This is a genomic window from Streptomyces sp. NPDC051940 (assembly GCF_040680895.1).
In the GTDB taxonomy this organism is placed as follows: Bacteria; Actinomycetota; Actinomycetes; order Streptomycetales; family Streptomycetaceae; genus Streptomyces.
Window position 1 is genome coordinate 1 of sequence record NZ_JBFAXR010000129.1, and the last position, 23,783, is coordinate 23,783.

22 protein-coding genes and 1 pseudogene are annotated in these 23,783 nt (G+C 71.8%); 10 read left to right on the forward strand and 13 right to left on the reverse strand.

Annotation, left to right across the window (positions count from 1 at the left end; all coding sequences use genetic code 11):
- Positions 1-307: 307 nt before the first annotated feature.
- Positions 308-880, reverse strand: a complete 573-nt coding sequence (locus tag AB0M28_RS33200; protein ID WP_365413219.1) for a DNA-3-methyladenine glycosylase I — start codon at positions 878-880, stop codon at positions 308-310.
- Between the two features lie 41 nt (positions 881-921).
- Positions 922-1,224, reverse strand: a pseudogene (locus AB0M28_RS33205) (DivIVA domain-containing protein); the annotation flags it as partial.
- Positions 1,225-1,387: 163 nt separating this feature from the next.
- On the opposite strand from AB0M28_RS33205, the gene folP reads away from it, so the two are divergent.
- Positions 1,388-2,248 carry a dihydropteroate synthase gene (gene folP, locus AB0M28_RS33210; RefSeq protein ID WP_365413221.1) on the forward strand — a complete coding sequence of 287 codons (861 nt, stop codon included), beginning with the start codon at positions 1,388-1,390 and terminating at the stop codon, positions 2,246-2,248.
- Between the two features lie 77 nt (positions 2,249-2,325).
- Here folP and AB0M28_RS33215 read toward each other — a convergent pair whose 3' ends face one another.
- Both AB0M28_RS33215 and dapE read right to left on the reverse strand, forming a co-directional pair.
- Positions 2,326-3,099, reverse strand: a complete 774-nt coding sequence (locus AB0M28_RS33215; RefSeq protein WP_365413223.1) for a TIGR00730 family Rossman fold protein — start codon at positions 3,097-3,099, stop codon at positions 2,326-2,328.
- A gap of 77 nt (positions 3,100-3,176) precedes the next feature.
- Positions 3,177-4,256, reverse strand: coding sequence for a succinyl-diaminopimelate desuccinylase (gene dapE, locus AB0M28_RS33220; protein ID WP_365413225.1), 1,080 nt, complete (start codon positions 4,254-4,256; stop codon positions 3,177-3,179).
- A gap of 92 nt (positions 4,257-4,348) precedes the next feature.
- Between dapE and AB0M28_RS33225 the strand changes: the two genes are divergently transcribed.
- Both AB0M28_RS33225 and AB0M28_RS33230 read left to right on the forward strand, forming a co-directional pair.
- A complete protein-coding gene (locus tag AB0M28_RS33225) occupies positions 4,349-5,248 on the forward strand; it encodes a heavy metal transporter (RefSeq protein ID WP_365413227.1) in 900 nt (299 codons plus the stop codon).
- Between the two features lie 290 nt (positions 5,249-5,538).
- Positions 5,539-5,868, forward strand: a complete 330-nt coding sequence (locus tag AB0M28_RS33230; RefSeq protein WP_365413229.1) for an ATP-binding protein — start codon at positions 5,539-5,541, stop codon at positions 5,866-5,868.
- 80 nt (positions 5,869-5,948) lie between these two features.
- Here AB0M28_RS33230 and dapC read toward each other — a convergent pair whose 3' ends face one another.
- Complete coding sequence (gene dapC / locus AB0M28_RS33235) at positions 5,949-7,043, reverse strand: succinyldiaminopimelate transaminase (RefSeq protein ID WP_365413231.1); 1,095 nt, start codon at positions 7,041-7,043, stop codon at positions 5,949-5,951.
- Positions 7,044-7,156: 113 nt separating this feature from the next.
- Entirely contained in the window at positions 7,157-7,483 is a 327-nt protein-coding gene (fdxA, locus tag AB0M28_RS33240; protein WP_365413233.1) for a ferredoxin, read from the reverse strand.
- A 138-nt stretch (positions 7,484-7,621) separates the two neighbouring features.
- Here fdxA and AB0M28_RS33245 point away from each other — a divergent pair, with 138 nt between their 5' ends.
- Positions 7,622-8,620, forward strand: a complete 999-nt coding sequence (locus AB0M28_RS33245; RefSeq protein ID WP_365413235.1) for a GNAT family N-acetyltransferase — start codon at positions 7,622-7,624, stop codon at positions 8,618-8,620.
- A 16-nt stretch (positions 8,621-8,636) separates the two neighbouring features.
- Positions 8,637-9,485 (forward strand): transglutaminase-like domain-containing protein, encoded by an 849-nt coding sequence (locus tag AB0M28_RS33250; RefSeq protein ID WP_365413237.1) that lies wholly within the window; start codon positions 8,637-8,639, stop codon positions 9,483-9,485.
- A gap of 934 nt (positions 9,486-10,419) precedes the next feature.
- On the opposite strand, the gene AB0M28_RS33255 is transcribed toward AB0M28_RS33250, so the two are convergent.
- The 5 genes from AB0M28_RS33255 to AB0M28_RS33275 form a co-directional block, all read right to left on the reverse strand.
- Positions 10,420-11,658, reverse strand: coding sequence for a dipeptide ABC transporter ATP-binding protein (locus tag AB0M28_RS33255; protein WP_365413239.1), 1,239 nt, complete (start codon positions 11,656-11,658; stop codon positions 10,420-10,422).
- 15 nt (positions 11,659-11,673) lie between these two features.
- Positions 11,674-12,735, reverse strand: a complete 1,062-nt coding sequence (locus AB0M28_RS33260) for an ABC transporter ATP-binding protein (RefSeq protein ID WP_365413241.1) — start codon at positions 12,733-12,735, stop codon at positions 11,674-11,676.
- Positions 12,736-12,746: 11 nt separating this feature from the next.
- Positions 12,747-13,724, reverse strand: coding sequence for an ABC transporter permease (locus AB0M28_RS33265; RefSeq protein WP_365413243.1), 978 nt, complete (start codon positions 13,722-13,724; stop codon positions 12,747-12,749).
- A 105-nt stretch (positions 13,725-13,829) separates the two neighbouring features.
- Entirely contained in the window at positions 13,830-15,629 is a 1,800-nt protein-coding gene (locus tag AB0M28_RS33270) for an ABC transporter substrate-binding protein (RefSeq protein WP_365413245.1), read from the reverse strand.
- Positions 15,630-15,720: 91 nt separating this feature from the next.
- Positions 15,721-16,761: an ABC transporter permease gene (locus tag AB0M28_RS33275; RefSeq protein ID WP_365413247.1), complete on the reverse strand. Its 1,041-nt coding sequence runs from the start codon at positions 16,759-16,761 to the stop codon at positions 15,721-15,723.
- 453 nt (positions 16,762-17,214) lie between these two features.
- Between AB0M28_RS33275 and AB0M28_RS33280 the strand changes: the two genes are divergently transcribed.
- The 5 genes from AB0M28_RS33280 to AB0M28_RS33300 all read left to right on the forward strand — a co-directional run bounded on the left by AB0M28_RS33280 (position 17,215) and on the right by AB0M28_RS33300 (position 22,049).
- Entirely contained in the window at positions 17,215-18,216 is a 1,002-nt protein-coding gene (locus tag AB0M28_RS33280) for a hypothetical protein (RefSeq protein ID WP_365413249.1), read from the forward strand.
- A 137-nt stretch (positions 18,217-18,353) separates the two neighbouring features.
- Positions 18,354-18,548 (forward strand): hypothetical protein, encoded by a 195-nt coding sequence (locus tag AB0M28_RS33285; RefSeq protein ID WP_365413251.1) that lies wholly within the window; start codon positions 18,354-18,356, stop codon positions 18,546-18,548.
- Between the two features lie 96 nt (positions 18,549-18,644).
- A complete protein-coding gene (gene mshB, locus AB0M28_RS33290; protein ID WP_365413253.1) occupies positions 18,645-19,517 on the forward strand; it encodes an N-acetyl-1-D-myo-inositol-2-amino-2-deoxy-alpha-D-glucopyranoside deacetylase in 873 nt (290 codons plus the stop codon).
- Positions 19,514-19,882, forward strand: coding sequence for a DUF6113 family protein (locus tag AB0M28_RS33295; protein WP_365413255.1), 369 nt, complete (start codon positions 19,514-19,516; stop codon positions 19,880-19,882). Before mshB ends, AB0M28_RS33295 begins: the two co-directional genes overlap by 4 nt.
- A 151-nt stretch (positions 19,883-20,033) precedes the next feature.
- On the forward strand, positions 20,034-22,049 hold the full coding sequence (locus tag AB0M28_RS33300) for a hypothetical protein (RefSeq protein ID WP_365413257.1): 2,016 nt from the start codon (positions 20,034-20,036) through the stop codon (positions 22,047-22,049).
- On the opposite strand, the gene AB0M28_RS33305 is transcribed toward AB0M28_RS33300, so the two are convergent.
- Together AB0M28_RS33305 and AB0M28_RS33310 are read right to left on the reverse strand one after the other, a co-directional pair.
- Positions 22,033-23,076, reverse strand: a complete 1,044-nt coding sequence (locus AB0M28_RS33305; RefSeq protein WP_365413259.1) for an HTTM domain-containing protein — start codon at positions 23,074-23,076, stop codon at positions 22,033-22,035. The genes AB0M28_RS33300 and AB0M28_RS33305 overlap by 17 nt on opposite strands.
- Positions 23,073-23,663: a DUF5819 family protein gene (locus AB0M28_RS33310; protein ID WP_365413261.1), complete on the reverse strand. Its 591-nt coding sequence runs from the start codon at positions 23,661-23,663 to the stop codon at positions 23,073-23,075. The genes AB0M28_RS33305 and AB0M28_RS33310 overlap by 4 nt, the downstream gene beginning before the upstream one ends.
- Positions 23,664-23,783 lie beyond the last annotated feature (120 nt).

Genomic DNA, 23,783 nt, shown 5'->3' on the forward strand with positions numbered 1-23,783 from the left:
AGCGCAGCGGAGCCGGCGCAACCCCACCGGGTCACCGCAGGCAACCCCCGGCGGAGCGTCAGCGGAGCCGATCATTGGGCGGCGCCCTGGCGCCGATCCCCTCCCGCTCCGCCCGGCAAGGCCCCTTGGGGCCGCAGAATCACTCCGAACCGAACCGAAACGACAACGGGTCACGAACACCCCTCCACCGGCCCCCCAGGCGCCGACATCAGGCAAGACACACCGCAACGGGTGGCGTGTGGGTGGGGGCAACCCCCGCGCCGAAGGCGCGGGGCGGCGCCGGCCCCGGACCGGCAAAACCGCCCGCCTACCGCGCGTGGCACCCCGCGAGGTGATCGTTCACCAGACCGCACGCCTGCATCAGGGCGTACGCCGTCGTCGGGCCCACGAAGCGGACGCCCCGCACGCGCAGGGCCTTCGCCAAGGCCTTCGACTCGTCGGTGACCGCCGGCACGTCCGCGAGGACACGCGGCGCGGCCCGCCCCGCCGCCGCAGGCGCGAAGGACCAGATCAGCGAGTCCAGCTCCCCGGGATCCCACGCGGCGAGCGTCTCCGCGTTGGCGAGCGTCGCGGCGATCTTCAGCCGGTTGCGGACGATGCCCGCGTCCGCGAGCAGCCGCGCCTCGTCCTCCGGCCCGAACTCCGCGACCGCCTTGATCCGGAAACCGGAGAACGCCTCGCGGAACGCCGGCCGCTTGCGCAGGATCGTCAGCCACGACAGCCCCGACTGGAACGCCTCCAGCGACAGCCGCTCGAAGAGCGCGTCGTCGCCCCGCACGGGCTTGCCCCACTCCTCGTCGTGGTACGCCACGTACTCCGGGGCGGACAGCCCCCAGGGGCAGCGCGGCAGGCCGTCCTCGCCCGCGACCACGCCGGTCATCGGGCGCCTCCCTCGCGGTCCTGCGGCTCGCCGTGCGTCAGGGCCTGCGCGCGGGCGCCCGCCAGGGCCGCCTCGAGCTCCGCGATCCGGGCGTCGCGCTCGGTGATCTCGGCCGACAGGCGGTCCAGGGCGTCGTCGACCTCCGCCATGCGGTAGCCGCGCAGGGCGACGGGCAGCCGCAGCCGGTCGATGTCCGTCCGGGACAGCGGACGGTCGTACGGCAGCGGGTCGGCCAGCACCTCCGGCTGCGGCTCGGTGAGCCCGCCGCTCCGGCTGCCGCCGAGCAGCACGAGGGTGACCGCGGCGACCACGGCCACCATGGCGATCAGCAGAAACCAGAACACAGGCGTCTCCCCGGACCCGATGCGATTGCCCCGTCGTCCGGCAAGCCTATGTGGTCGGTCCGACAACAGACCCGCCCCTCCCAGCCCACCCCGGCGCCGTTGCACACGCCGCGCCACAGCCGGTTATCGTCCCAGGGCGGACGTCTAGCGAAGGAGTGAGCGCGTGCTGCGACTGGGATCACGGGAATTCGGCCCGTACGAGCCCGTCATCATGGCGATCGTCAACCGGACCCCCGACTCCTTCTACGACCAGGGCGCCACCTTCCAGGACGAGCCCGCCCTCACCCGGGTGGAGCAGGCCGTGGCCGAGGGTGCGGCGATCATCGACATCGGCGGGGTGAAGGCCGGTCCCGGCGAGGAGGTGACCGCCGAGGAGGAGGCGCGGCGGGTGGTGCCGTTCGTCGCGGAGGTGCGGCGCCGGCACCCGGACGTCGTGATCAGCGTGGACACCTGGCGGCACGAGGTCGGCGCCGCCGCCTGCGAGGCCGGGGCGGATCTGCTGAACGACGCGTGGGGCGGCGTCGACCCCAAGCTCGCCGAGGTCGCCGCCCGCCACGGCGCGGGCCTGGTCTGCACGCACGCGGGCGGGGTGCAGCCCCGCACCCGCCCGCACCGGATCGCGTACGACGACGTGATGGCCGACATCCTCCGCGTCACCCTGGGCCTCGCGGAGCGCGCGGTGGAGCTGGGTGTACGCAGGGACGGGATCCTCATCGACCCCGGCCACGACTTCGGCAAGAACACCCGGCACTCGCTGGAGGCCACCCGCCGGCTGCCGGAGATGGCGGCGACGGGCTGGCCGGTGCTGGTGTCGCTGTCGAACAAGGACTTCGTCGGGGAGACGCTGGACAAGCCGGTGAAGGAGCGCGTGCTGGGCACGCTCGCCACGACGGCGGTCTCCGCCTGGCTCGGCGCGCAGGTGTACCGCGTGCACGAGGTGGCGGAGACCCGCCAGGTCCTCGACATGGTGGCGTCGATCGCCGGCCACCGCCCCCCGGCAGTGGCCCGCCGCGGCCTGGCGTAACCCACCGGGCTCCACCACCCGCGGCCGGCGTGACCCGCCGGCCGCGGCCCGGCGTAACCGTCGGACGGAAAGGACCCTCAGATCCCCCGCCGCCCCCCGTCCGCCGCCTCCTTCGACACCAGCTGCACCGCCTCCTGCACGTCGTCCGTGACGTGGAACAGCTCCAGGTCCCGCTCCGACGCCTTGCCCTCGGCGATCACCGTCCGGCGGAGCCAGTCGACGAGCCCGCCCCAGTACTCCGTGCCGAACAGCACGATCGGGAAGCGGGTGACCTTGCGCGTCTGCACCAGGGTGAGCGCCTCGAAGAGCTCGTCCATCGTGCCCAGCCCGCCGGGCAGGACCACGAACCCCTCGGCGTACTTCACGAAGCACGTCTTGCGGACGAAGAAGTAGCGGAAGTTGACCCCGAGGTCGACGTACTGGTTGAGGCCCTGCTCGAAGGGCAGCTCGATGCCGAGGCCGACGGACAGCCCGCCCGCCTCCAGGGCCCCCTTGTTGGCGGCCTCCATCGCGCCCGGCCCGCCGCCGGTGATCACCGCGAAGCCGGCCTCGACCAGGGCCCGGCCGATCTCGACGCCGCGCGCGTAGTCGGGGGAGCCGGGGGCGGTGCGGGCGGAGCCGAAGACCGCGATGGCGGGCCCGACCTCGGCCAGCGCCCCGAAGCCCTCGACGAACTCCGCCTGCATCCGCAGCACCCGCCACGGATCCTCGTGGACGTACTCCGCCGACCGCTGCCTGGAGTCCAGCAGATGCTGGTCCATCGTGCCGCGCTGGATCCGGCTGCGGCGCCGCAGTACCGGGCCGATGCGCTGCTCGCGCGGGGGTTGTGTGCTGTCTGCCGACGACGCCATACGACGCGCTCCCTTCGGGCCGGTCCGCCGGGGACCGCCGTACGGGCGGGTCTCCGGGAGACTCCAGGAGATCCAGCCTAAATCGACAGCCAGCGCAGCAGCCGCTCCTCGCAGTCGAGGATCAGGGCCGTGTCCACATGTTCATCCCGCTTGTGCGCGTAGTTCGGATCGCCGGGGCCGTAGTTCACCGCGGGGACACCCAGCGCGCTGAAGCGGGCGACGTCCGTCCAGCCGAACTTGGGCCTCGGCTCGCCGCCGACCGCGTCGATGAACGCCCGCGCTGCGGGGTGCGACAGGCCCGGGAGGGCGCCCGGGGAGGAGTCGTCGACCTCCACCGCGCTGATCGGGCAGCCGGCGAAGAACTCGCGGACGTACTCCAGCGCCTCCTCCTCGCTGCGGTCGGGCGCGTAGCGGAAGTTGACGGTCACCGCACAGGCGTCGGGGATGACGTTCCCGGCGACGCCGCCGGCGATCCGGATCGCGTTGAGGCCCTCGCGGTACTCCAGGCCGTCGATGACCGCCCGCCGCTCCTCGTACGCCGCGAGCCGGGCCAGGATCGGCGCGGCGGCGTGGATGGCGTTGCTGCCCATCCAGCTGCGCGCCGAGTGCGCCCGCTCGCCGGAGGTGTGCAGCAGGACGCGCAGGGTGCCCTGGCAGCCGCCCTCGACCTGGCCGCTGGACGGCTCCAGCAGGACGGCGAAGTCGCCGGCGAGCCAGTCGGGGTGGTTCTCGGCGAGACGCTTCAGGCCGTTGAGGTCGGCGGCGACCTCCTCGTTGTCGTAGAAGACGAACGTCAGGTCGCGGTTGGGCTCCGGCAGCAGCGCGGCCAGGCGCAGCTGGAGGGCGACGCCGGACTTCATGTCGCTCGTGCCGCAGCCCCAGAGGATGCCGTCACCGTCAAGCCGGGAGGGGACGTTGTCCGCGATCGGCACGGTGTCCAGATGGCCGGCCAGCACCACGCGCTCCGCCCGGCCCAGGTCCGTACGGGCCACGACCGCGTCGCCGTCGCGGTCCACGCGCAGGTGCGGCAGCGCCCGCAGGGCGTGCTCGACGGCGTCCGCGAGGGGCTTCTCCCCACCGCTGACGGAGGGGATGTCCACCAGGCGCGCGGTGAGCCGCGCGGCGTCCAGGCTCAGGTCGAGTGCGGGGTGCTCCATACCCGCCGACCCTACCGGGCGATCTGCCCGCGCCTCCCCGACCGGGGGACCCGGACGCGGACAGGGGGCGCCGGGGAGGCTACCGTGGCGGCGTGGAAAAGCCCGTCCGCCGTCGTCGTCACCGCGCGCTGCTCGCGCTCGTGGTGCTGCTGGGGCTGGGCGGCTATCTGGTGATCCATCTCACCACGGGCGGCGGTGCCCCGCCCCGTTGCGTCGTCACCGACGCGGAGAGCGGCGAGACCCGCGAGTTCGACCCGGAGCAGACCGCCAACGCCGCCACGATCAGCGCGGTGGCCTCCGCCCGCGGCCTGCCGTCCCGGGCGGTGACGATCGCGCTGGCCACGGCGATGCAGGAGTCCGCGCTGCACAACATCCGGCACGGCGACCGGGATTCGCTCGGGCTGTTCCAGCAGCGGCCCTCGCAGGGCTGGGGTACGCGGGCGCAGATCCTCGATCCGGTCTACTCCGCCGGGAAGTTCTACGAGCATCTGGCGAAGGTCCGCGGTTACACCCGGCTGCCGCTGACCGTGGCGGCGCAGAAGGTGCAGCGCAGCGGCTTCCCGCAGGCGTACGCCAAGCACGAGCCGGCCGCGGCGCTGCTGGCGGCCGCCCTGACCGGCCGCGAGCAGGCCGCGCTCACCTGCACCACCGGGCCGGATTCGCAGCTCGCCGGGGATCCCGCGGATGTACGGGAGCGGCTGGCGCGGGAGTTCGGCAGGAAGCTGCTGGCGGCCGAACAGGACGCCGGGGGCGGCGGGCGCTCCGCGCAGGCCGCGACGGGCGGCCTGGTGACCGTGGCGCCGGGGCGCTCCGCGGAGGACGCGCCGCGCCGGGGCTGGGAGTTGGCGCACTGGGCGGTGGCCCACGCCACCGAACTCGGGCTCGCCGAAGTGGCGTTCGGGGACCGCGTGTGGTCCGCCGACGACTCGGGGAAGGGCTGGCGCAGGGCCGCGGAGACCTCCGCCGAGGTCAGAATCGTCACCGCCCAGTAGTGCGATCCGTCGCCCAGCCGGGCTAACCGGATCGCGTGCGGTCCGCGGCCGTCCGGAGTTCTGGGAAACCGCTCGCCACGGCCCCAACCCTCCGCGAACCCGCAGGTCTTGGCGCCGCTGGAGGGAGCGGCCAGGGGTCCGTTTTTGCCGGGTTTCTGCTGAAACCGATTATGCGACGCATTACCAACTCTTTACCCGGGCGGACCGCAACCTTCCGCCGCATCACGCGGTAGTCACTGCGTCCGCACGGCGGGCAAGAGCAGGACCACGGATCGCAACGAAGGAGCACCATGTCTCTCCCCCTCTCGCGTCGGATCGCCCGGGCCGCGCTGATCGTCGCCGCCGGTGGCGCCTCCGTCGTCGGTGCCGCCGGCGCCGCGAGCGCCGCCCCGAACGTGGGCGGGCTGAACCCCGAGGCGCTGACCGGCACCGCCGCGACCGCGACCGACGTGGCCGGCACGACCCTGCTGCCGACCGCCACGCAGACCGCGGGCTCCGTCGTCGACACCGCCACGAAGAGCGGTGTCCCCGCCGCCCAGGGCGTCGCCGGCAACGCGGCCGCCGCCGCCCAGGGCGCGCTGGCCAAGGCCCCGCTGCAGGGCGGTCTGCCGATCGGCTGATCCGCGCCGTGAACGCGAGGGCCCGGTGAGCGTGCGCTCCCGGGCCCTGCGTGTTACGCGTGCACGGCCGCGTGCACGGCTCAGGCGAGCCGCCGTACCGCTTCCTCGACGCGCTCGTCCGTCGCCGTGAAGGCGATCCGTACGAACTCCTTGCCCGCCGCGCCGTAGAACTCGCCCGGGGCGACCAGGATCCCGGCCCGGGACAGCCAGTCGACCGTCTCCCAGCAGGGCTCGCCCCGCGTCGCCCACAGGTACAGCGACGCCTCGCTGTGCTCGATGCGGAAGCCGGCCGCCGTGAACGCGTCGCGCAGCGCCGCGCGGCGGCGGGCGTAGCGTTCGCGCTGCTCGTCGACGTGCGCCCGGTCGCCCAGCGCCGCGATCATCGCCGCCTGCACCGGGTACGGGACCATCATCCCGGTGTGCTTGCGGATGCCCAGCAGCTCCTTGACCAGCGCGGCGTCGCCCGCGAGGTAGGCCCCCCGGTAGCCCGCGAAGTTGGAGCGCTTGGAGAGCGAGTGCACCGCGATCAGCCCGTCGTGCGAGCCGCCGCTCACCGACGGGTGCAGCACGGACACCGGCTCGACGTCCCAGCCCAGCTCGATGTAGCACTCGTCGGAGAAGACGAGGATTCCGTGCGTACGGGCCCAGTCCACGATCCGCTTCAGCTCGGCGGCGTCCAGCGTGCGGCCGGTGGGGTTGGACGGGGTGTTGAGCCAGAGCAGCTTCACCCGGGACGGGTCGAGGTCGGCGACCGGGTCGACATAGGTGACCGGCTCGGCGCGCGCGACGAGCGCGCCGATCTCGTACGTCGGATACGCCAGCTCCGGGTACGCCACCTGGTCGCCCGGCTCCAGCCCGAGCAGCGTGGGCAGCCAGCCGACCAGCTCCTTGGAGCCGATGAGCGGCATCGTGGCGGACGGCTCGACGCTCACGCCCAGCCGGCGCGCGAACCAGCCGGCCATCGCCTCGCGCAGCTCGGCCGTGCCCCAGGCGAAGGGGTAGCCGGGGCTGTCGGAGTTCTCCGCGAGCGCGGCCCGCACCAGGTCCGGCACGGGGTCGACGGGGGTGCCGACGGACAGGTCGACGATGCCGCCGGGGTGGGCGGCGGCGGCCGCCTTGTAGGGCTCCAGCCGGTCCCAGGGGAAGACGGGCAGCCGCTCGGACACGGGACGCACGAGGGTTCCTTTCTCAGCAAACGTCTCAGCAAACGGACACGGTCCCCGGGCGGGAGCAGCGGTGCTCCCGCCCGGGGACCGGACGGCGGCGGACGGTCGGGCGGACCGTCAGTTCACTCGCTGTGCTCCATGGGAGGCAGCGCGGCGATGAACGGGTGGTCCCGCTCGATCAGGCCGAGCTTGGAGGCACCACCGGGCGAACCGAGCTCGTCGAAGAACTCGACGTTCGCCTTGTAGTACTCCTTCCACTCCTCCGGAGTGTCATCCTCGTAGAAAATCGCCTCGACCGGGCAGACCGGCTCGCAGGCACCGCAGTCGACGCATTCGTCCGGGTGGATGTACAAGGACCGCTGGCCCTCGTAGATGCAGTCGACGGGGCACTCCTCGATGCAGGCCTTGTCCTTGAGGTCCACACAAGGCTCTGCGATGACGTAGGTCACGCTGTTGTTCCTCCTCGATAGGGCGCGGCGTCCCTTTTGGGACTGCGCCGCGGGCGCGCGGGAGCGCGGCGTCGTCGATGCCCGCGTCTAGTATCTCCGCTTCGGGGCAAGGAACGAACAGGAGGGGCGGGGAACGCTGTGGAATTCACCACTGGAGCCCGGCTGGAAGTCCGGATCAACCCTTCTGACGTGGGAAAACGCGTTTCGGTTCGAAGGCTGACCGGTTCGGCCGAGCCCGGCGCGCGGTTCACGGACGCCGTCGGCGTGCTCACATCGTGGGACGCGGGCGTCCTCGTCCTCACCAGGCGGAACGGGGAGACCGTCCGTATCGCGGAGTCCTCCGTGGTGGCGGCGAAGGTGGTGCCCGCGGCGCCCGCGCGGCGCCCCGGACCGGCCGCCTCGGTGGCGGAGCTGACCGCGGTCGCGGCGCGCGGCTGGCCGGCGGTGGAGAACGAGCCGCTCGGCGGGTGGACGCTGCGGGCGTCGGGCGGGTTCACCCGGCGGGCGAACTCGGTGCTGGCCGCGGGCGACCCCCAGATGCCGCTGGACGCGGCGCTGGCGCGGGCCCGGGAGTGGTACGGGGCGCGGGGGCTGCCGCTGTTCGTGCAGCTCACCACGGGTGCCGTGGGGGCCCATGAGGCGCTGGCCGCCGAACTCGACGCACGGGGGTGGGGCGTCGAGGCGGCCGCCGACGTGCAGATCGCCGGGCTGGCGCCGGTCGCGGACCGGCCGTCGGAGGGCGTCGAGCTGTCCCGTACGGCGGACGCGGCCTGGTACGGGCTCTACCACCGGGCGGGGTCCGTCTCCCCCGAGGCGGAGCGGGTGCTGCACGGCGGGCCGTCGGTCTGGTTCGCGACGGTCCCGGGCACGGGCGGCGGGCCCGCCGCGATCGGGCGGTGCGTGGTGGACGGGCGCTGGGCGGGCTTCGCGGCCGTGGAGGTGGCGCCGGAGCACCGGCGGCGCGGACTGGCCACCCGGGTGATGGCCGCGCTCGCGGCGCGGGCACTGGACGAGGGCGCTTCGGCGGCGTATCTCCAGGTGGAGCCGGACAATGGTGGAGCACGTGCCCTGTACGCGGGTATGGGCTTCACGACACACCACAGCTACCACTACCGCCGCGATCCGGTGCCGGGCTGAGTCTCCGGCCGCCGGGATGGAGAACAGGCCGCCAGTGACCGACGACTCGCGCCGCGCCTTCGCCGAGGCGGCCCGGGAGGACCGCCCCGACCTGGCCCTGCTGTGTCTCCTGCTGGCCACCGAGGCGGATCCGGGGCTGGACGGGCACGGCATGGACGAGGCGCAGATCGAGCTGGACCGGCTGGCCGGGCTGCTGCCGTTCCGGCCCGGGGGGCCGGCGGGCTGGGCGCGGGCTACGGCGGACCTGCTCGGCGAGCGGCACGGCTTCCACGGCACGCCGGGCGACTACCGGCGGCTCGAGTCGTCCCTGCTGCACGAGGTGCTGCGGCGGCGGCGCGGGCTGCCAATCCTGCTGTCCGTCGTCTGGATGGAGGTGGCCCGCCGGGCCGGGGCGCCCGTGTACGGCGTGGCGCTGCCGGGTCACTTCGTCGTCGGGTTCGGGGATCCGCGGGGTACGGACGGTCCGGTCCTCGTGGACCCGTTCGACGGCGGGCGGCCGCTGTCGTCGGCGGACACGGAGCTGCTCGTCCTGGGGGCGACGGGTCGCCCCCTCACCCCCTCGATGCTCACCCCGGCCGACCCGCTGGACATCGTCCTGCGGATCCTGAACAACATCCGCGCCTGGGCCTCGTCCCGCCCGGAACGCTCCGACGTCCAGCTCTGGGCGGTGGAACTCTCCCTCCTCCTCCCGGCCCACCCGGCCCGCCTCCGCTTCGAACGCGCGCAACTGCTGGTGGACCGCGGCGACTTCGCGCACGGCGCGGCGGAGATGGAGGAGTACGCGCGCGTCGTGTCGCAGGTGGACCCGAACGCGGCGGAGATCATCCGCGACCAGGCCCGCGCGGCGCGCTCCCGCCTCAACTAGCGCCTCGCGGCTCCTTCGGGTGGTCGTATGGGGCTCCGCCCCATCCCCCGGAGCGGCAGCCGCCACACTTCGGGCTCCGCCCACGCGGGCTGCACCGCCCCTCGCCCCCCGCCGGCGCCTACGGCGCGCTTCGGGCTCCGCCCGAAGTCCTCAAACGCCGGACGGGCTGAAAAGGGCACCGCCCAAGCGGCGGGCTCCACCGCACCTCACCCCCCGCCGGCGCCTACGGCGCACTTCGGGCTCCGCCCGAAGTCCTCAAACGCCGGACGGGCTGAAAGGGGCGCCGTCCACCAGGGGCAGGGGCGAAGGACGTATCCCAGCCTGTCCGGCGTTTGAGGACTCCGGCCGGAGGCCGGATGCGCGTCAGCCGACGCAACGGGACCTCAAGCCCGTCCGGCGCTTGAGGACGAGGCGCGCAGCGCCGACAAGCCAGCGACCAGGCAACACCGCGGAGGGCCCGCAACCAGCCCGTCCGGCGTTTGAGGACTCCGGCCGGAGGCCGGATGCGCGTCAGCCGACGTAACGCGACCTCAAGCCCGTCCGGCGTCTGAGGACGAGGCACGCAGCGCCGACAGAACGGCGACCAGGCAACACCGCGGAGGGCCCGCAACCAGCCTGTCCGGCGTTTGAGGACTCCGGCCGGAGGCCGGATGCGCGTCAGCCGGCGCAACGGGACCTGAAGCCCGTCCGGCGTTTGAGGACGAGGCGCGCAGCGCCGACAGAACGGTGAGCAGGCAACACCGCGGAGGGCCCGCAACCAGCCCGGCCGGCGTTTGAGGCCGAGCGCCGTCCAGGCGCGAGACGCGGGCGCAGCCCGCAAAGGGGGACCGGGGGCGCAGCCCCCGCAGCGGGGGGTGAGGGCCGCCCCGGACAGCCCAGAGACCCGCGCTCGGTGTAACCGGGGTGTGAGCGCGGGTCTACCACTGGGCTCGGGTCAACGGGCGTCAGTGGCGTCCTCAGGGGTGGCGGAGGCCTCCTCCGCAGCGGCAGCCGGAGCAGCCTCGGCCGAGGCATCCGTCGCCGCCACATCGTCCGCGACCTCGGCGGAAGCCGAAGCCGCAGCCGCGTCCTCCTCGAGCGCGACAAGCGCCTTGTCGAGGATGATGTCCTCGTCCCGCGCCTCGGTCGTCGGGTCCTCCGGGAAGTGGCAGGCGGTCAGATGCCCGGCCCGGTTCCCACTGATCTGCACGAGCGGCGGCTCCTGCGTCGCACACACGTCCTGCGCCTTCCAGCACCGCGTGCGGAACCGGCACCCCGACGGCGGGTTGACCGGCGAGGGCACGTCGCCCGCGAGGCGGATCCGCTCGCGGTCGCCGTCGCCGCCGTCCCCGAGGTCCGCCTCGGGCACCGCGGAGAGCAGCGCGTGCGTGTACGGGTGACGCGGCCGGTTGTAGATCTCGTCCCGGTCGCCGATCTCGACGATCTTGCCGAGGTACATCACCGCGACGCGCTGCGAGAAGTGCCGCACGATCGCCAGGTCGTGGGCGATGAAGACGAACGCGATGCCCAGATCCCGCTGCAGGTCCTGGAGCAGGTTGACCACCTGCGCCTGGATGGACACGTCGAGCGCGGAGACCGGCTCGTCGGCGATGATCAGCTTCGGCTCGAGCGCCAGCGCGCGGGCCACACCGATGCGCTGCCGCTGACCGCCCGAGAACTCGTGCGGGAAGCGGTTGTAGTGCTCGGGGTTGAGGCCGACGATCTCGAGCAGCTCCCGCACCCGGGCCTCGCGGCCACCGGGCGGGTTGATCTCGTTGATCTCCATCGGGCCCTTGATGATCGAGCCCACCGTCTGCCGCGGGTTCAGCGACGAGTACGGGTCCTGGAAGATCATCTGGATCTCGGACCGGATCGGCGCGAGCTCCTTGCGCTTGGCCTTGGTGATGTCCTGCCCGCGGTACGTGATCCGCCCGCCGGTCGGCTCGAGCAGCCGGGTCAGCAGCCGGCCCGTGGTCGACTTGCCGCAGCCCGACTCACCGACCAGACCGAGGCTCTCGCCGGCGTGGACCGTGAGGTCGACACCGTCGACGGCCTGCACGGACCCGACGCGGCGCTTGATCGGGAAACCGCCCATGATCGGGAAGTGCTTGGTGAGCCCTCGCGCGACCAGGAGCTCCTCGCCCTGGGGCGCGGATTCCGTCCGGGGCGTGGGGAGAGTGAGTTCTTCGCTCATGATGTGACTGGCTCCCTAGCCCAGACGGGGCTTGATCTGCTCGATGAAGATGGACTGCTTCTGGTCCGCGGTCAGGTGGCACGCCGCGGAACGGCCCTCGGGGAGCGCCGGACGGTCGCCACTGCACCGACCGCCGTTCACCTCGGCGGTGAACCCGCAGCGCGGGTGGAACGGGCAGCCCGAGGGCGGGTTCAGAAGCGAGGGCGGGGTGCCCTTGATCGGCGTCAGCGGGACGTTGACGTCCGAGTTCAGCCGGGGCATGGAGCTCAGCAGACCCCAGGTGTACGGGTGCTGGGGGTGCCGCAGCACCTCGTCCGTGCTGCCGCGCTCGATGGCCCGGCCCGCGTACATCACCAGGATGTCGTCGGCGACCTTGGAGATCACGCCGAGGTCGTGGGTGATGAAGATGATCGCGGAGCCGAACTCCTGCTGCAGGTCCTTGAGCAGGTCGAGGATCTGCGCCTGGACGGTCACGTCGAGGGCGGTGGTCGGCTCGTCCGCGATCAGCAGGTCGGGGTTGCAGACCAGGGCCATGGCGATCATGGCGCGCTGGCGCATACCGCCGGAGAACTGGTGCGGATAGTCGTTGGCCCGCAGCTTCGGGTTGGGGATACCGACCTTCTCCAGCATCTCGACCGCGCGGGCGTGGGCCTCGCGCTTGGAGCAGCCCGTGTGCTTGCGGTACGGCTCCGCGATCTGCCGGCCCACCGTGTAGTACGGCGACAGCGCGGTCAGCGGGTCCTGGAAGATCATCGCCATCTTGTTGCCGCGCAGCCGCTCCAGGCGGCGTTCGCGGGCGCCGATGAGCTCCTCGCCCTCGAGCTGGATGGAGCCCTCGACGGTGGTGAACATCGGGTTGTGCAGGCCGAGGACCGTCAGGTTGGTGACGGACTTGCCGGAGCCCGACTCGCCCACGATGCCCAGCGTCTTGCCGCGCTCGATGTCGAAGGAGAGACCGTCGACGGCCTTGACGAGCCCGTCCTCGGTGGAGAACCGGACACGAAGATCGCGAACGGAGAGGAAGGCGCCGGACTCCGCCGGGGCGCTGCTGTCCGCTTCCTTGGTCAGGGTGGTCACGTGCGGTTCTCCTAGGCCAGACGTACGCGCGGGTCGATGAACGCGTACGCCGCGTCGACGAGGATGTTCATCAAGATGATCATGAAGGACGCGAAGAGCAGGATGCCCATCAGCATCGGCAGGTCGGCGGTGAGGACGGAGCGTACCGAGAGTTCACCGATGCCGTGCAGGTTGAAGGTGTACTCCGTGATGATCGCGCCGCCGAGCACGGATCCCAGGTCGATGCCGAGGATGGTGACGATGGGGATCAGGGCGCCACGCCAGGCGTAGCGGAAGAACACCGTCCGCCCCGACATACCCTTCGCTTTCGCCGTACGGACATGGTCCTCGGAGAGCTGCTCCACCATCGTGGAGCGGGCCATACGGGTGTAGTTGGCGGTGAAGATCGTCGCCAGCACCAGCCAGGGGAGAAGCAGCCCCATGAACCACTCGTAGGGGTTCTCCGTGAACGGGACGTACTCGGGGCGTCTCATGATCGGGTTGTTGTAGACCAGTAGCGCCAGGAACAGCGGGCCCACGAAGTAGATCTGCAGCGAGCTGATGATCAGGGAGCTGCCGGAGAAGACCTTGTCGATCGGCTTGCCACGCCGCCAGGCGGCGATCATGCCGGCTCCGATGCCGACCACCAGGAAGACGACGGTGGACCCGATGGCCAGGGAGAAGGTGGTGGGGAACCGGTCCAGGATCAGGTCCAGCACGGACACCTGGTGCACGAAGGAGTACCCGAGGCACGGCGCCGGGCAGTCACCGACCGCGAAGGTCCGGCCGGCGAAGATGCCCGTCAGGTAGTGCCAGTACTGCTCCGGGATGGACTGGTCGAGACCCAGGTTGTGGCGGATGATCTCCAGGTTCTCGGGGGTGCACTTCTCACCGCAGGAGATTGCCGCCGGGTCGCGGGGCACTGCGAAGAAAAGGAAGAACGTGACAAAGCTGATGATCAGCAGGATGAGGACGGCGCCGAATGTCCGGCGGACCAAAAAACGCAGCATGGCAGTGGCAGCTCTCGAGGACAGCGGCGACGGTGGAAGGTGCGCGGTGCACCCGCCGATCGGGCGGTTGCACCGCGCACCGTTGGCAGTGGTACTACCTGCCGATTACTTGACGTACAGCTTGCGCGGGTCGATCTCACCGATCACGTCGTCGTAGACGGCGCCACCGACGTTCGAGCCCCACATCTGAACCTGCTTGTAGTACGCCACCGGGATGTTCGAGACGACATCCTTGACGATGTACTGCGCGAGCTTGTTCCACTCCTTGGCGGCCTCCGCCGGGTCCGTGATCAGGTTGATCCGGTCGATCTCGGAGTTGACCTTGGGGTCGTTGATGTGCGCGTAGTTCGACGCACCGTCCTGGATCTGGCGACCGTCGTACAGCGGCGGGATCACGGTGCTGGCGGACGGCCAGTCGGCACCCCAGGCGGTCGGGTAGATGTCGAACGAGTTCTTCACCAGGGAGACCTGGTCGTAGTAGGTGTCAGCGGCCAGCTCCTTGCGCTGGACGTCGAAACCGGCCTTCTTCAGCGCGTCCTCGTAGGCGGCGGAGTACTGCTGCGCCTGCGGGGTGTTGCCGTAGGCCATGGTCAGCTTGGTGCCGACCGCGTTGGCCTCCTCGAGGAGGGACTTGGCCTTCTCGATGTCACCGAGCGGGTTCTTCAGCTTGCCGAAGGGGTCGAAGCCCTCTTCGTAGCCGGCCACGGTGGGGCTGACCAGACCACCGGCGAGGTCCATGACCTTCGGGCCGCCGAAGGCGGTCTGGAAGGCCTTGATCGGCAGCGCGTAGGCGATCGCCTGGCGGACCTTGACGTCCTTGACGCGGTCCATGTTGATGTTCAGCTGACCCACGTACGGCTGGACGCCGGGGATGGAACGGGCCTTGGCGCCGGCGTTCTTGTCCAGCTCCTGCAGCTGCGCACCGGTGATCGAGTTGGAGAACGTCGCGATGTTCTTGTCCGCGCCGTTGTCAGCGATCACACGCTTGCCGTAGGTCTCCTCGGAGACACCCAGCTCGATGTTGAAGGAGTCCGGGTAGGCGTTCCGCGTGACGTCGGTCTTCGGGTCCCACTGGTCGTTGCGGACCAGCTTCATGGACTTGCCGGTCTGCTGCGACTCGATCTTGTACGGACCCGACGTCATCGGGTTCTTGTCGTACTTCTCCTTCGTGTCCTTCGCCGCGGACACCATCGCGTAGCCGGGCATGGCCAGCGCGTACGGGAAGTCCGGGTGCGGGGTCTTGAAGGTGAAGGTGATCGTCTTGTCGTCCGGCGTCGCGAGGATGCTGTCCGGCAGGTGCTTGCCCTTGTACGGGCCGCCCGGCAGCAGCTTGCGGTAGTCCGTGCCCGGGACGTCCGCGAGCCAGGCCTGGATGTACGTCGGACCCTGGTTGACGAAGTCCGCGAACTGACGCTCAAAGGTGTGCCGGACGTCCTTGGACGTGATGTCCGTGCCGTCGGCCCACTTGATGCCGTCCTTGAGCGTGTACTTCCAGGTCTTGCCGCCGTCGGTGGTCTGGCCGCTGTCGGTGGCGAGGTCGCCCACGACGGTCTGCTTGCCATCGACGTTCTTGTAGCCGGTCAGACCGCGGTGGATCAGACGGGACAGCGCGCCCTCGTCCGCCACGTAGATCTGGGCCGGGTCGAGGTGCGCCCAGGGGTCGCGCTGCAGCATGATGATCTCGCCGCCGGTCTTGGCGCCCTTGATCTCCGGAGCGGGGCCGGTCGAGGCGGCGGCGTCGCCGAACTCGATCTGCGCCTGCTGCTTCTCCGCAGCCTTCTTGTCCGCGGCCTTGTCGGCCTCGTTCTCCTTGCTACCGCCACCGCTGCTGCAGCCGGTGAGGGCTATCGCCCCGGCCGCGAGCGCCGCCACGATGGCGTGCGTCCGTGCAACCCTGATGGTCACTGTGGTCCACCCTGTCTGTCGGTGTTCGCTTTGAACGTTGCGTGCTATTCCGTTTGCCGTGGCGGCCGGGGCCTGGCGGCGGTACGGACCGTCAGCGTGCCGTCTTCGGGTCGAAGGCGTCGCGGACGGAATCCCCGAGGAGGTTGAAGGCGACCACGAAGACCACCATCGCCAGACCCGGGAAGAACATGTAGGTGATGTCGTTCTGGTAGACGTCCGCGGCCTTGGCGAACATCAGGCCCCAGTCCGGGGTCGGCTCGATGAAGCCGACGCCGAGGTAGGAGAGGCCGGCCGCGGTCGTCACGATGCCGGGCAGCTCGTAGGTGCCCTGGACCAGGATCGGCGTGACCAGGTTGGGCAGCAGCTCCTTGCGGATGATCCGCCAGTTCGAGGCGCCGCTGACCCGCGCCGCCTCCACGAACTCGCGTTCGCGCAGGGAGAGGGCGACACCTCGGACGATGCGCGCCATCCGCTGCCAGCCCAGCACCCAGAGCACGGTGATCATCGCGGTGACGCGGATGTACGTGGGGGTGGCGTCCGTGGGATCCACGAAGAGCGCCGTGATGATCGGCATGAAGGCGACGAAGAACAGCTGGCCCGGGAAGGCGAGCAGCAGGTCGATCGTCCGGCTGATGAGCGTGTCCGTGCGGCCGCCGATGTAACCGGCCGCGACGCCCAGGAGCACACCGGTGATCACGACGAGGATGCTCACGCCGAAGGCGATGCTCAGCGAGGTCCGGATGCCGTAGATCAGCTTGGTGAAGACGTCATAGCCGTTGCCCGGCTCGAGACCGAACCAGAACTCGCTGCTCATGCCGCCGTTCGGCTGGATCGGGTAGCCGTAGTCGTCGAACAGCTCGGGCTTCCCGGTGCCGGAGTTGTACTGGGTGTACGGCGACTTCCCGTACGCCCAGGAGATCACAGGCGCGCAGATGGCGATCAGCAGGAAGAAACCGACCACATAGGCCGATATGACCCCCGTGCGGTCGCGCTTGAAGCGCAGCCACATGAGCTGACCGGGCGATCGGCCCACCAACTCCTGCGACTTCGCCTCAGTAGTCTCCGACGCCTCCGTTGGCTCCAACTCGGAGGTCTCGGACCCAGCGGCCGGAGCCTGGGGTTCACTCGTCATGGGGTTTGCTCCTGGAACCGTTCTCTGGCGCAGCCTTGTTGTATGTGCTGCGGGATGTCCGGACTTTCGCAATCGATTCATCCCCCAGTCAAGGGGGAGACGGGGGAAGTTGTGGCCTCCACACGCATCTTGAGCGGATGTTTTGCAGATTGAGGTCCGCACGTGCTTGACAGTGATCCACCCGGACGGACATGCCGGACAATTAGCCATCTAGCTCGTTAACAAGTCCGCAACTCGTCTGTCGCATCACCGATATACGAACGCGCCACTCTGATGAACGTACGGCCGTGCGGGTGCCGTCATCCGGCCGGGGCGTCCCTGGACACCCCGGCCGGCCCGCGCCCGGGTGCGGGGCCCCGGACTCTTGTCGTCCCCCCGGGAGAGGTGTAGACCTGATTTCCGGATGTGCCCACAAGGCGCACCTTTCACGACGGCACCGGGGGCCGGGCGATCATGATCGAGGGACACGTACTCAGCCGTGGCGTGCGCGTCTGCGGCAGCCTCATCTGTGCGCTGCTGGCGCTGCTGACACTGATCTGGATCGGCCGCGACGTCACGGTCGCGGACAGCGTCTCCGACCTGTGGTGGTCCTGGGCCGGGCTCCCCCGCGACGGCGGCGACAGCGTCCCGGTCAGCTCCCTGTACGACCCGGCGCTCGTCCTGGTCTACGTCGTGGCCGCAGCGACGGCCCTGCGCTCCCCCTCGGCGGCCGGCGTCCTCGGCTGCGCCGCCCTGGTCACCGTCGCCCTGCGCGCGCCCGGACTGTGGACGCTCAACGCCGACTGGCTGCAGCAGTTCGACGGCCTGGACAGCGAGTTGCGCAACCGGGCCCTGCTCGCCTCGGGTATCGCAGTCACCCTGGGCGCCATCCTGCTGATCGCCGTCGCCGCCGGGCGCCGGCCCGCCGAGTCGGACGCCGGCTACGGCCTGCTCTCCCCCGACGAGCAGCCGCCCCCGCCGCCCGGCGACGCGGCCGCCTTCGTGGCGTCGTTCTTCCTGTGGCTCGCGGCCGTCGGCATCGGCGGCTGGGCCGTGCACGACGCCCTGGACGCGGGCTGGAGCGCGTACTGGCGGCAGCTCACCGGCGAGGGCACCCTGTCCGCCGTACTGGAACCCCCGCCCGCGTACGGGCAGTGGTTCACGGTCGCGCTGTGCCTGTGCGCCTCCGTCGCCGCGCTGCTGCGCGCCCCCCTGTCCCGGCCGATGGGCATGACGGCCAGCGCCCTGGTGCTGGGCCTGGGTGCGGCGGACGTCTCGCGGCATCTGAAGGCCGAGGTCTTCCAGGACTTCGGATCGCTGCCCACCGAGCGGATGCTGGACGTGATCACGGCCCTGACGCTGCTCCTGGCGGGCTTCACCGCGCTGTGGGCGCTGGCCGGACAGGGTGAGGAGGACCCCATGACGGAGCCCCTGACCGGGTGGCAGACGCCGACCTCCACTCCGCCCAACTGGTAATCTTCAGCGGCCTGTTGGGCCTGCGCCCCCTCCTACGCCCCTGTGCGCCTGAAAATGCGCGAGCACGGATAGTTATGATGCGTAGCGCTCCGTGGGTATGAAGCTTGGGGTTGTCGTCCGTCTGGGAGGTGAGCCGCGTGGCGCTGTCGATCTCGCTTGTGCTGCTGCTGGCGATCGTGGTCGTCATGCTCATCAAGAAGGCCGGGCTCAACGCCGGCCACGCAGTGGTCTGCATGCTGCTCGGGTTCTATCTGGCCGGGTCGTCGATCGCGCCCACGGTCCAGGAGACCGTGGCCGGCGTGACCAAGATGATCAGCAGCATCACGTTCTGACAGCGGCGCCGGGGACCCCCGGCCGGCACCCCGCCGATACGTCCGGACGGACCCGTCCGGCGGATCAGCCGTACGCACAGGCCATAAGGTGACGGCATGAGCTCAACGCTGCCCGGGCGCCGCATGCTGCTGGTCCACGCGCACCCCGACGACGAGTCGATCAACAACGGCGCCACCATGGCCCGCTATGCCGGCGAGGGGGCGCACGTCGCCCTCGTGACCTGCACGCTCGGCGAGGAGGGCGAGGTGATCCCGCCCGAGCTGGCGCATCTGGCCCCGGACCGGGAGGACCGGCTCGGCGAGCACCGGATCGGCGAGCTGGCGGCGGCGATGCGCGAGCTCGGCGTCAGCGACCACCGCTTCCTGGGCGGCCCCGGCCGCTACCGGGACTCCGGGATGATGGGCGTCCCGCAGAACGACGCCCCCGGCTGCTTCTGGCAGGCGGACCTGGACGAGGCCGCCGGGTATCTGGCGGACGTGATCCGCGAGGTACGCCCGCAGGTGCTCGTCACGTACGACGAGAACGGCGGCTACGGCCACCCCGACCACATCCAGGCGCACCGGGTCGCGATGCGCGCGGTGGAGCTGACGGCGGACGAGCCCTGGGCCGTACGCAAGGTGTACTGGAACTGCATGCCCCGCTCGCTGGTGCAGGCCGGCTTCGACCAGCTCCACGCGGCCGGGAAGGAGTCCGGGTTCCCGGGCATCGCCTCCGCCGAGGACGTGCCCGGCGTGGTGGACGACGCGCTGGTGACGGCCGAGATCGACGCCGGCCCGTACGCCGGGGCCAAGACCGCGGCGATGAAGGCGCACGCCAGCCAGATCGCCGTGGACGGCCCCTTCTTCGCCCTCTCCAACGAGCTGGCGCAGCCCCTGTTCGGCACCGAGCACTACCGCCTGGTGCGCGGCGCCTCCGGTGCCCCGGCGGGAGAGTGGGAGACGGACCTCTTCGCGGGAGTGGACGCGTGACGGCACCCCGGCTGCTGACCCTCCTCGGCCTGACGGCGCTCGGCGTGCTGGCGGGTGTGGCGGGCGCGCTCGTCCAAGCGGCCTGGTTCCCGGGCGGTTTGCTGCTGTCCGTCGCCGCGATCGGCGGGCTCTGCCTCGGCGGGGTCCGGGCACTCGGCACGCGCGGCGGCGGCTTCGCCCCCGCCGGCGGCTGGCTGCTGGCCGTGATGCTGCTGCTGACGACCCGGCCGGAGGGCGACTTCCTGTTCGGGGCGGGGGCCGGTTCGTACGCCTTCCTGCTCGGCGGTATCGTCGCCGCTGTGATCTGCACCACCCTGCCGCAGGTACCGCGACCTGCGCCGGAATCCGTCCGACTCGCGAAGTGACGTGGGCAGTTGGCGTGATCCGGCCCTTGTGCGGACATGACCGAAGCCGCGCTCCGGACTTCCGGAACCGCGCCGCCAAGTAAGGTGGTGCGCGCCGCCGAGCACCCCGCGCTTGCCTGACGGGGCTGCGGAGCCGATCAGGAGACTTGCTTTGAGCCGAGAAGCTGACAGTCCGTCGACCGGGCCCGAAGGGCGCGGCGACACCGCGTACCCGTCCGGAACGCCGCCCCTGCCGACTCGGGGGGCGCAGCGTGAGGGCGGCCTGCCGCCGGCCGCGGCCGCGGACGACGGCCCCCGGACCGAGACCACGCTGACGACCCGGATCCGCATCAACATCCCGGGCTCACGGCCGATTCCGCCCGTGGTGGTGCGTACACCCGTCGACGGTGCCGGGGGTGCCACCGGCGAGGAGGCGGCGGAGCCCGCGGTCGCGGGCGCGCAGAGCGCCGTCGCGTCGGTGGGGGGCGGGGGCGGTCCGCACCCCGCGGGTCCGGGCGGTTCGTCCGGCCCGACCGGTTCATCCGGTCCGTCTGGTTCGTCCGGTTCGTCCGGCAACGAGAAGGCCAGCGACTGGTTCGCCCCGCGCAAGCCCTCCGCGCCGCAGCCCGCCGTGCCCCCGGCGCCACCCGCCGGACCCGCCGGCCCCTCGGGTCCGCCGCCGGTGCGCGACTCGGTGCCGCCCCCGCCGTTCGGGGCGGAGCCGGCGGACGACGAGCCGCGCGACGCCGCCCCGCCGTTCGGCATGCCGCAGGACACGCCTCCGGCGGACGACCCGTCGACGATGCAGATGCCCGCGGTACGGACCGACGGCCACGGTTTCGCCGCCGGCAACCCGGCCAACGCCTCCCCCGTACGCCCGACACCTCCCGGTGGTCCGGCACCGGTCGGCCCGCCGCCCGGCGTCCCGGCCGGGCCCACGGCCGGCCCCACCACCGGCAGCTTCAACCTCGCCCCGCCTGCCGCCCCCGCGGGCATGCCGCCCGCCTCCGGCGGTCCCGCCGGTCCGCCGGCGATGCCGCCCGTCGCGCCGCTGGGCGCGGGCGCGCCCCCGGCCCCCTCGCCGTTCGCCGCCGAGGCGCAGGCGCCCGGCTTCATGCCGCCGCCGGCCGCTCCCGCCCAGGGCCTGGGCGGGGCACCCGGCCAGGGCGCGCCCGCCGACCCGTACGCCTATGTCTACGACGGTGACGACGGCGACGACCGGACGGAGCGCCGCGGCCCGAACCGCAGGAAGCTGGCCGTCCTGGCCGGCGGTACGGTGCTGGGTCTGCTGGCCGCCGCGTACGGCGTCGGCCTGGTGCTGAACCACGCCGACGTCCCGAACGGGACCACCGTGCTGGGCGTCGACATCGGCGGCAGCACCCGCGACGAGGCCGTCGCCAAGCTCGACGAGTCGCTGGGCGACCGGCTGAGCGCCCCGCTGAAGCTGCGTGTCGGCGACGCCGAGGAGCAGCTCAAGCCGGAGACCGCGGGCCTGGAGATGGACACGGCGGCGACGGTCCGCGCGGCCACCGGCAGCGACTACAACCCGGTGTCCGTGATCGGTTCGCTCTTCGGCGGCTCGCGGGTGATCGAGCCGGTCATGTCCGACGACCAGGACAAGCTGCGTGCCGCGCTGGAGAGCCTGGCGGCCTCCACCGGCGGTGGCCGCGCCACCGACGGCATGATCAAGTTCGAGGCGGGCAAGGCCGTCAGGATCGAGGGCAAGCCCTCCAAGGGTCTCGACGTCGACAAGTCGATGGCACTGGTCCAGGACGCCTTCGACGCCCGCGCGGCCGGCGGCCCCGACCAGGTGGTCGAGCTGCCGGTGACGACGCAGGAGCCGAAGGTCACGGACGCGGAGTTCGAACGGGCCCTCGGTGCCGAGGCGAAGCTCTTCATGTCGGCCAACGTGAAGGTCAAGGCGGGCGGTCAGGAGATCGAGTTCAGCCCGCAGCGCTCCCTGCCGAAGTTCCTCGCGCTGGTACCCAGCCCCGAGGGCAAGCTCGTCCCGTACATCGACCTCAAGGCGCTGAAGGCGACGTACGGCGGCTTCTTCGACGGCATGGTCGTGGAGCGCGGCGACGGCAGCAAGACGGCCGTGAAGCCCACCGACGTGGCGCAGGCGATCATGGCCGCGCTGCAGCAGTCGGACCCGGCGAAGCGGGTGGGCGTCATCGAGACCGCCTGACGGCGGCCTCCCCGGCAGGTTCGGGCGTACGCGGCCGCGGGGCCGTCCCCTCGGGGGGCGGCCCCGCGGGCTTTGCGGGTACGGGGCCCAGGCGGCGGACCAGCCGGGCCGCGCGCCGCCAGAAGCGGTCCGGCAGGAACACGGTGTCGCCGATGACCATCGCCGCGGAGAACAGCGGCAGGCCCATCAGGACCGCGATGCCCGCGTGGCTGGCCACCAGGCCGATCAGGAACGGGTACTTCAGCCGGCTGAAGACCGCGAACGGCAGGCCCAGTTGTGCGAAGACGGTCAGATACGCCAGGCCCAGGATCAGCAGCCCGTGCCCGGTCACCCAGTCGGAGACCTCCGGCCAGGGGCGGAAGGCGTTGAGCTGCAGGGCGTAGTACAGGGCCGTCCCGTGCTGCCAGGTCTCGCCCTGCACCTTGTACATCCCCGCGGAGCCGTACGCGATCATCACCTGGCCGGCGACGACGAGCAGCGCGGTGTTGTGCAGCAGGGCGGTCAGCCGTTCGCGCAGGCCGTCGCCGGGGCCCGGGTCGCCGTACCGGGCGCGGCGGCGCGCGTCGAGGGACCAGACGCGGCCGCAGGCGGTGCAGGTGAGATAGAGCGCGAACAGCCGTACGACGTGGTCGCCGGAGTCGTTGACGAAGGTGTTGCGGAACTGGACCGCGCACAGCAGCACGGCGAAGACCACCGACGTGGCGCGGGTCCGCCAGCCGAGGGTGAACGCGGCGCTCGCGGCCACCGCTCCCGCGTAGATCAGCCAGAAGGCCGCGGCGCTGTCGGTCGCCGCGATCGTGTAGAAGGGCGTCCAGCCGTTGAGTTCGTTGAGCCGGAGCGCCATCTCCGGCGTCCAGTACGCGTCCGGGCCCCACATCTCGGGCGCGTTCGCGATGTCCCGCAGCAGGTACGCGAGTGCCAGGAGCCCGGTGCCGACGCGCAGGGCGGCGGCGCTGTAGAGCGAGTACGGGCGGACGGTGGCCCGGTCCAGGGCGGCGTCGAGCCGGGGGCGGAGCGTGCGGATCATACGGCGTCGGGGGCCTTCCACCAGGGCAGCAGGAGGGCGGTCGGGGCGGGCGCGGCCCCCTGGCCCGGGGGCGGGGCGACGGGCAGCGTGGTGACGCGCAGCTGCATCGCGTCGTAGCCGCCGGGGTGGCCGAGGCCGGCGAGCCGGCCGGCGACGATGCTGCGCAGGTACGAGCGGAAGAGCTCGGCCCGCTCGCTGCGGGCGGGGGCGTTCAGATCGCCCCGGCCGCGGTAGATCTTCCAGGCCCGGCGCAGCATGTTCTGGTTGGCGCGGGCCGGATACGGGTGGTGGCGCATCGCCTCGTTGTCGACGGCGGAGAGGTCCGTCCAGCCCGTGGCCGTACCGCGGGTGCTGGTGCGCGCCTCGATGCGGTAGTTCTCGCGGAACGGGTTGGGGGCGAAGAGGGCCCAGTGCTGCTCGAAGAAGGGGAAGATCCAGCCGTCGATGTCCTCGCGGTACTCGTCGCTGACCGCGTTGGCCGGGGCGACGGAGAAGAACACGGTGGTCAGATGCAGGGCGGCCAGCAGCGCCGCGCCGACGGCCGCGCAGGCGAGAGCCGTGTGCTGTCGGCGGGTCAGGGTCTGCATGGGGTCAAGCTGGCACACCCGGCCCCGGCTTCGAGGAGTGCCTGGAGCTGATCGAGGGCGCCGCCGAGGGCCTGCTGGGCGCGGTCCGCGCGTCCCTGGGGGCCGCGCGGGCATGACCGG

Coding starts and splice junctions, on each gene's coding strand:
- AB0M28_RS33200 (WP_365413219.1), bottom strand. CDS start 880: ATGACCGGCGTGGTCGCGGGCGAGGACGGCCTGCCGCGCTGCCCCTGG.
- AB0M28_RS33215 (WP_365413223.1), bottom strand. CDS start 3,099: ATGGCGTCGTCGGCAGACAGCACACAACCCCCGCGCGAGCAGCGCATC.
- dapE (WP_365413225.1), bottom strand. CDS start 4,256: ATGGAGCACCCCGCACTCGACCTGAGCCTGGACGCCGCGCGGCTCACC.
- AB0M28_RS33230 (WP_365413229.1), top strand. CDS start 5,539: ATGTCTCTCCCCCTCTCGCGTCGGATCGCCCGGGCCGCGCTGATCGTC.
- AB0M28_RS33250 (WP_365413237.1), top strand. CDS start 8,637: ATGGAGAACAGGCCGCCAGTGACCGACGACTCGCGCCGCGCCTTCGCC.
- AB0M28_RS33255 (WP_365413239.1), bottom strand. CDS start 11,658: ATGAGCGAAGAACTCACTCTCCCCACGCCCCGGACGGAATCCGCGCCC.
- AB0M28_RS33265 (WP_365413243.1), bottom strand. CDS start 13,724: ATGCTGCGTTTTTTGGTCCGCCGGACATTCGGCGCCGTCCTCATCCTG.
- AB0M28_RS33275 (WP_365413247.1), bottom strand. CDS start 16,761: ATGACGAGTGAACCCCAGGCTCCGGCCGCTGGGTCCGAGACCTCCGAG.
- AB0M28_RS33280 (WP_365413249.1), top strand. CDS start 17,215: ATGATCGAGGGACACGTACTCAGCCGTGGCGTGCGCGTCTGCGGCAGC.
- mshB (WP_365413253.1), top strand. CDS start 18,645: ATGAGCTCAACGCTGCCCGGGCGCCGCATGCTGCTGGTCCACGCGCAC.
- AB0M28_RS33305 (WP_365413259.1), bottom strand. CDS start 23,076: ATGATCCGCACGCTCCGCCCCCGGCTCGACGCCGCCCTGGACCGGGCC.
- AB0M28_RS33310 (WP_365413261.1), bottom strand. CDS start 23,663: ATGCAGACCCTGACCCGCCGACAGCACACGGCTCTCGCCTGCGCGGCC.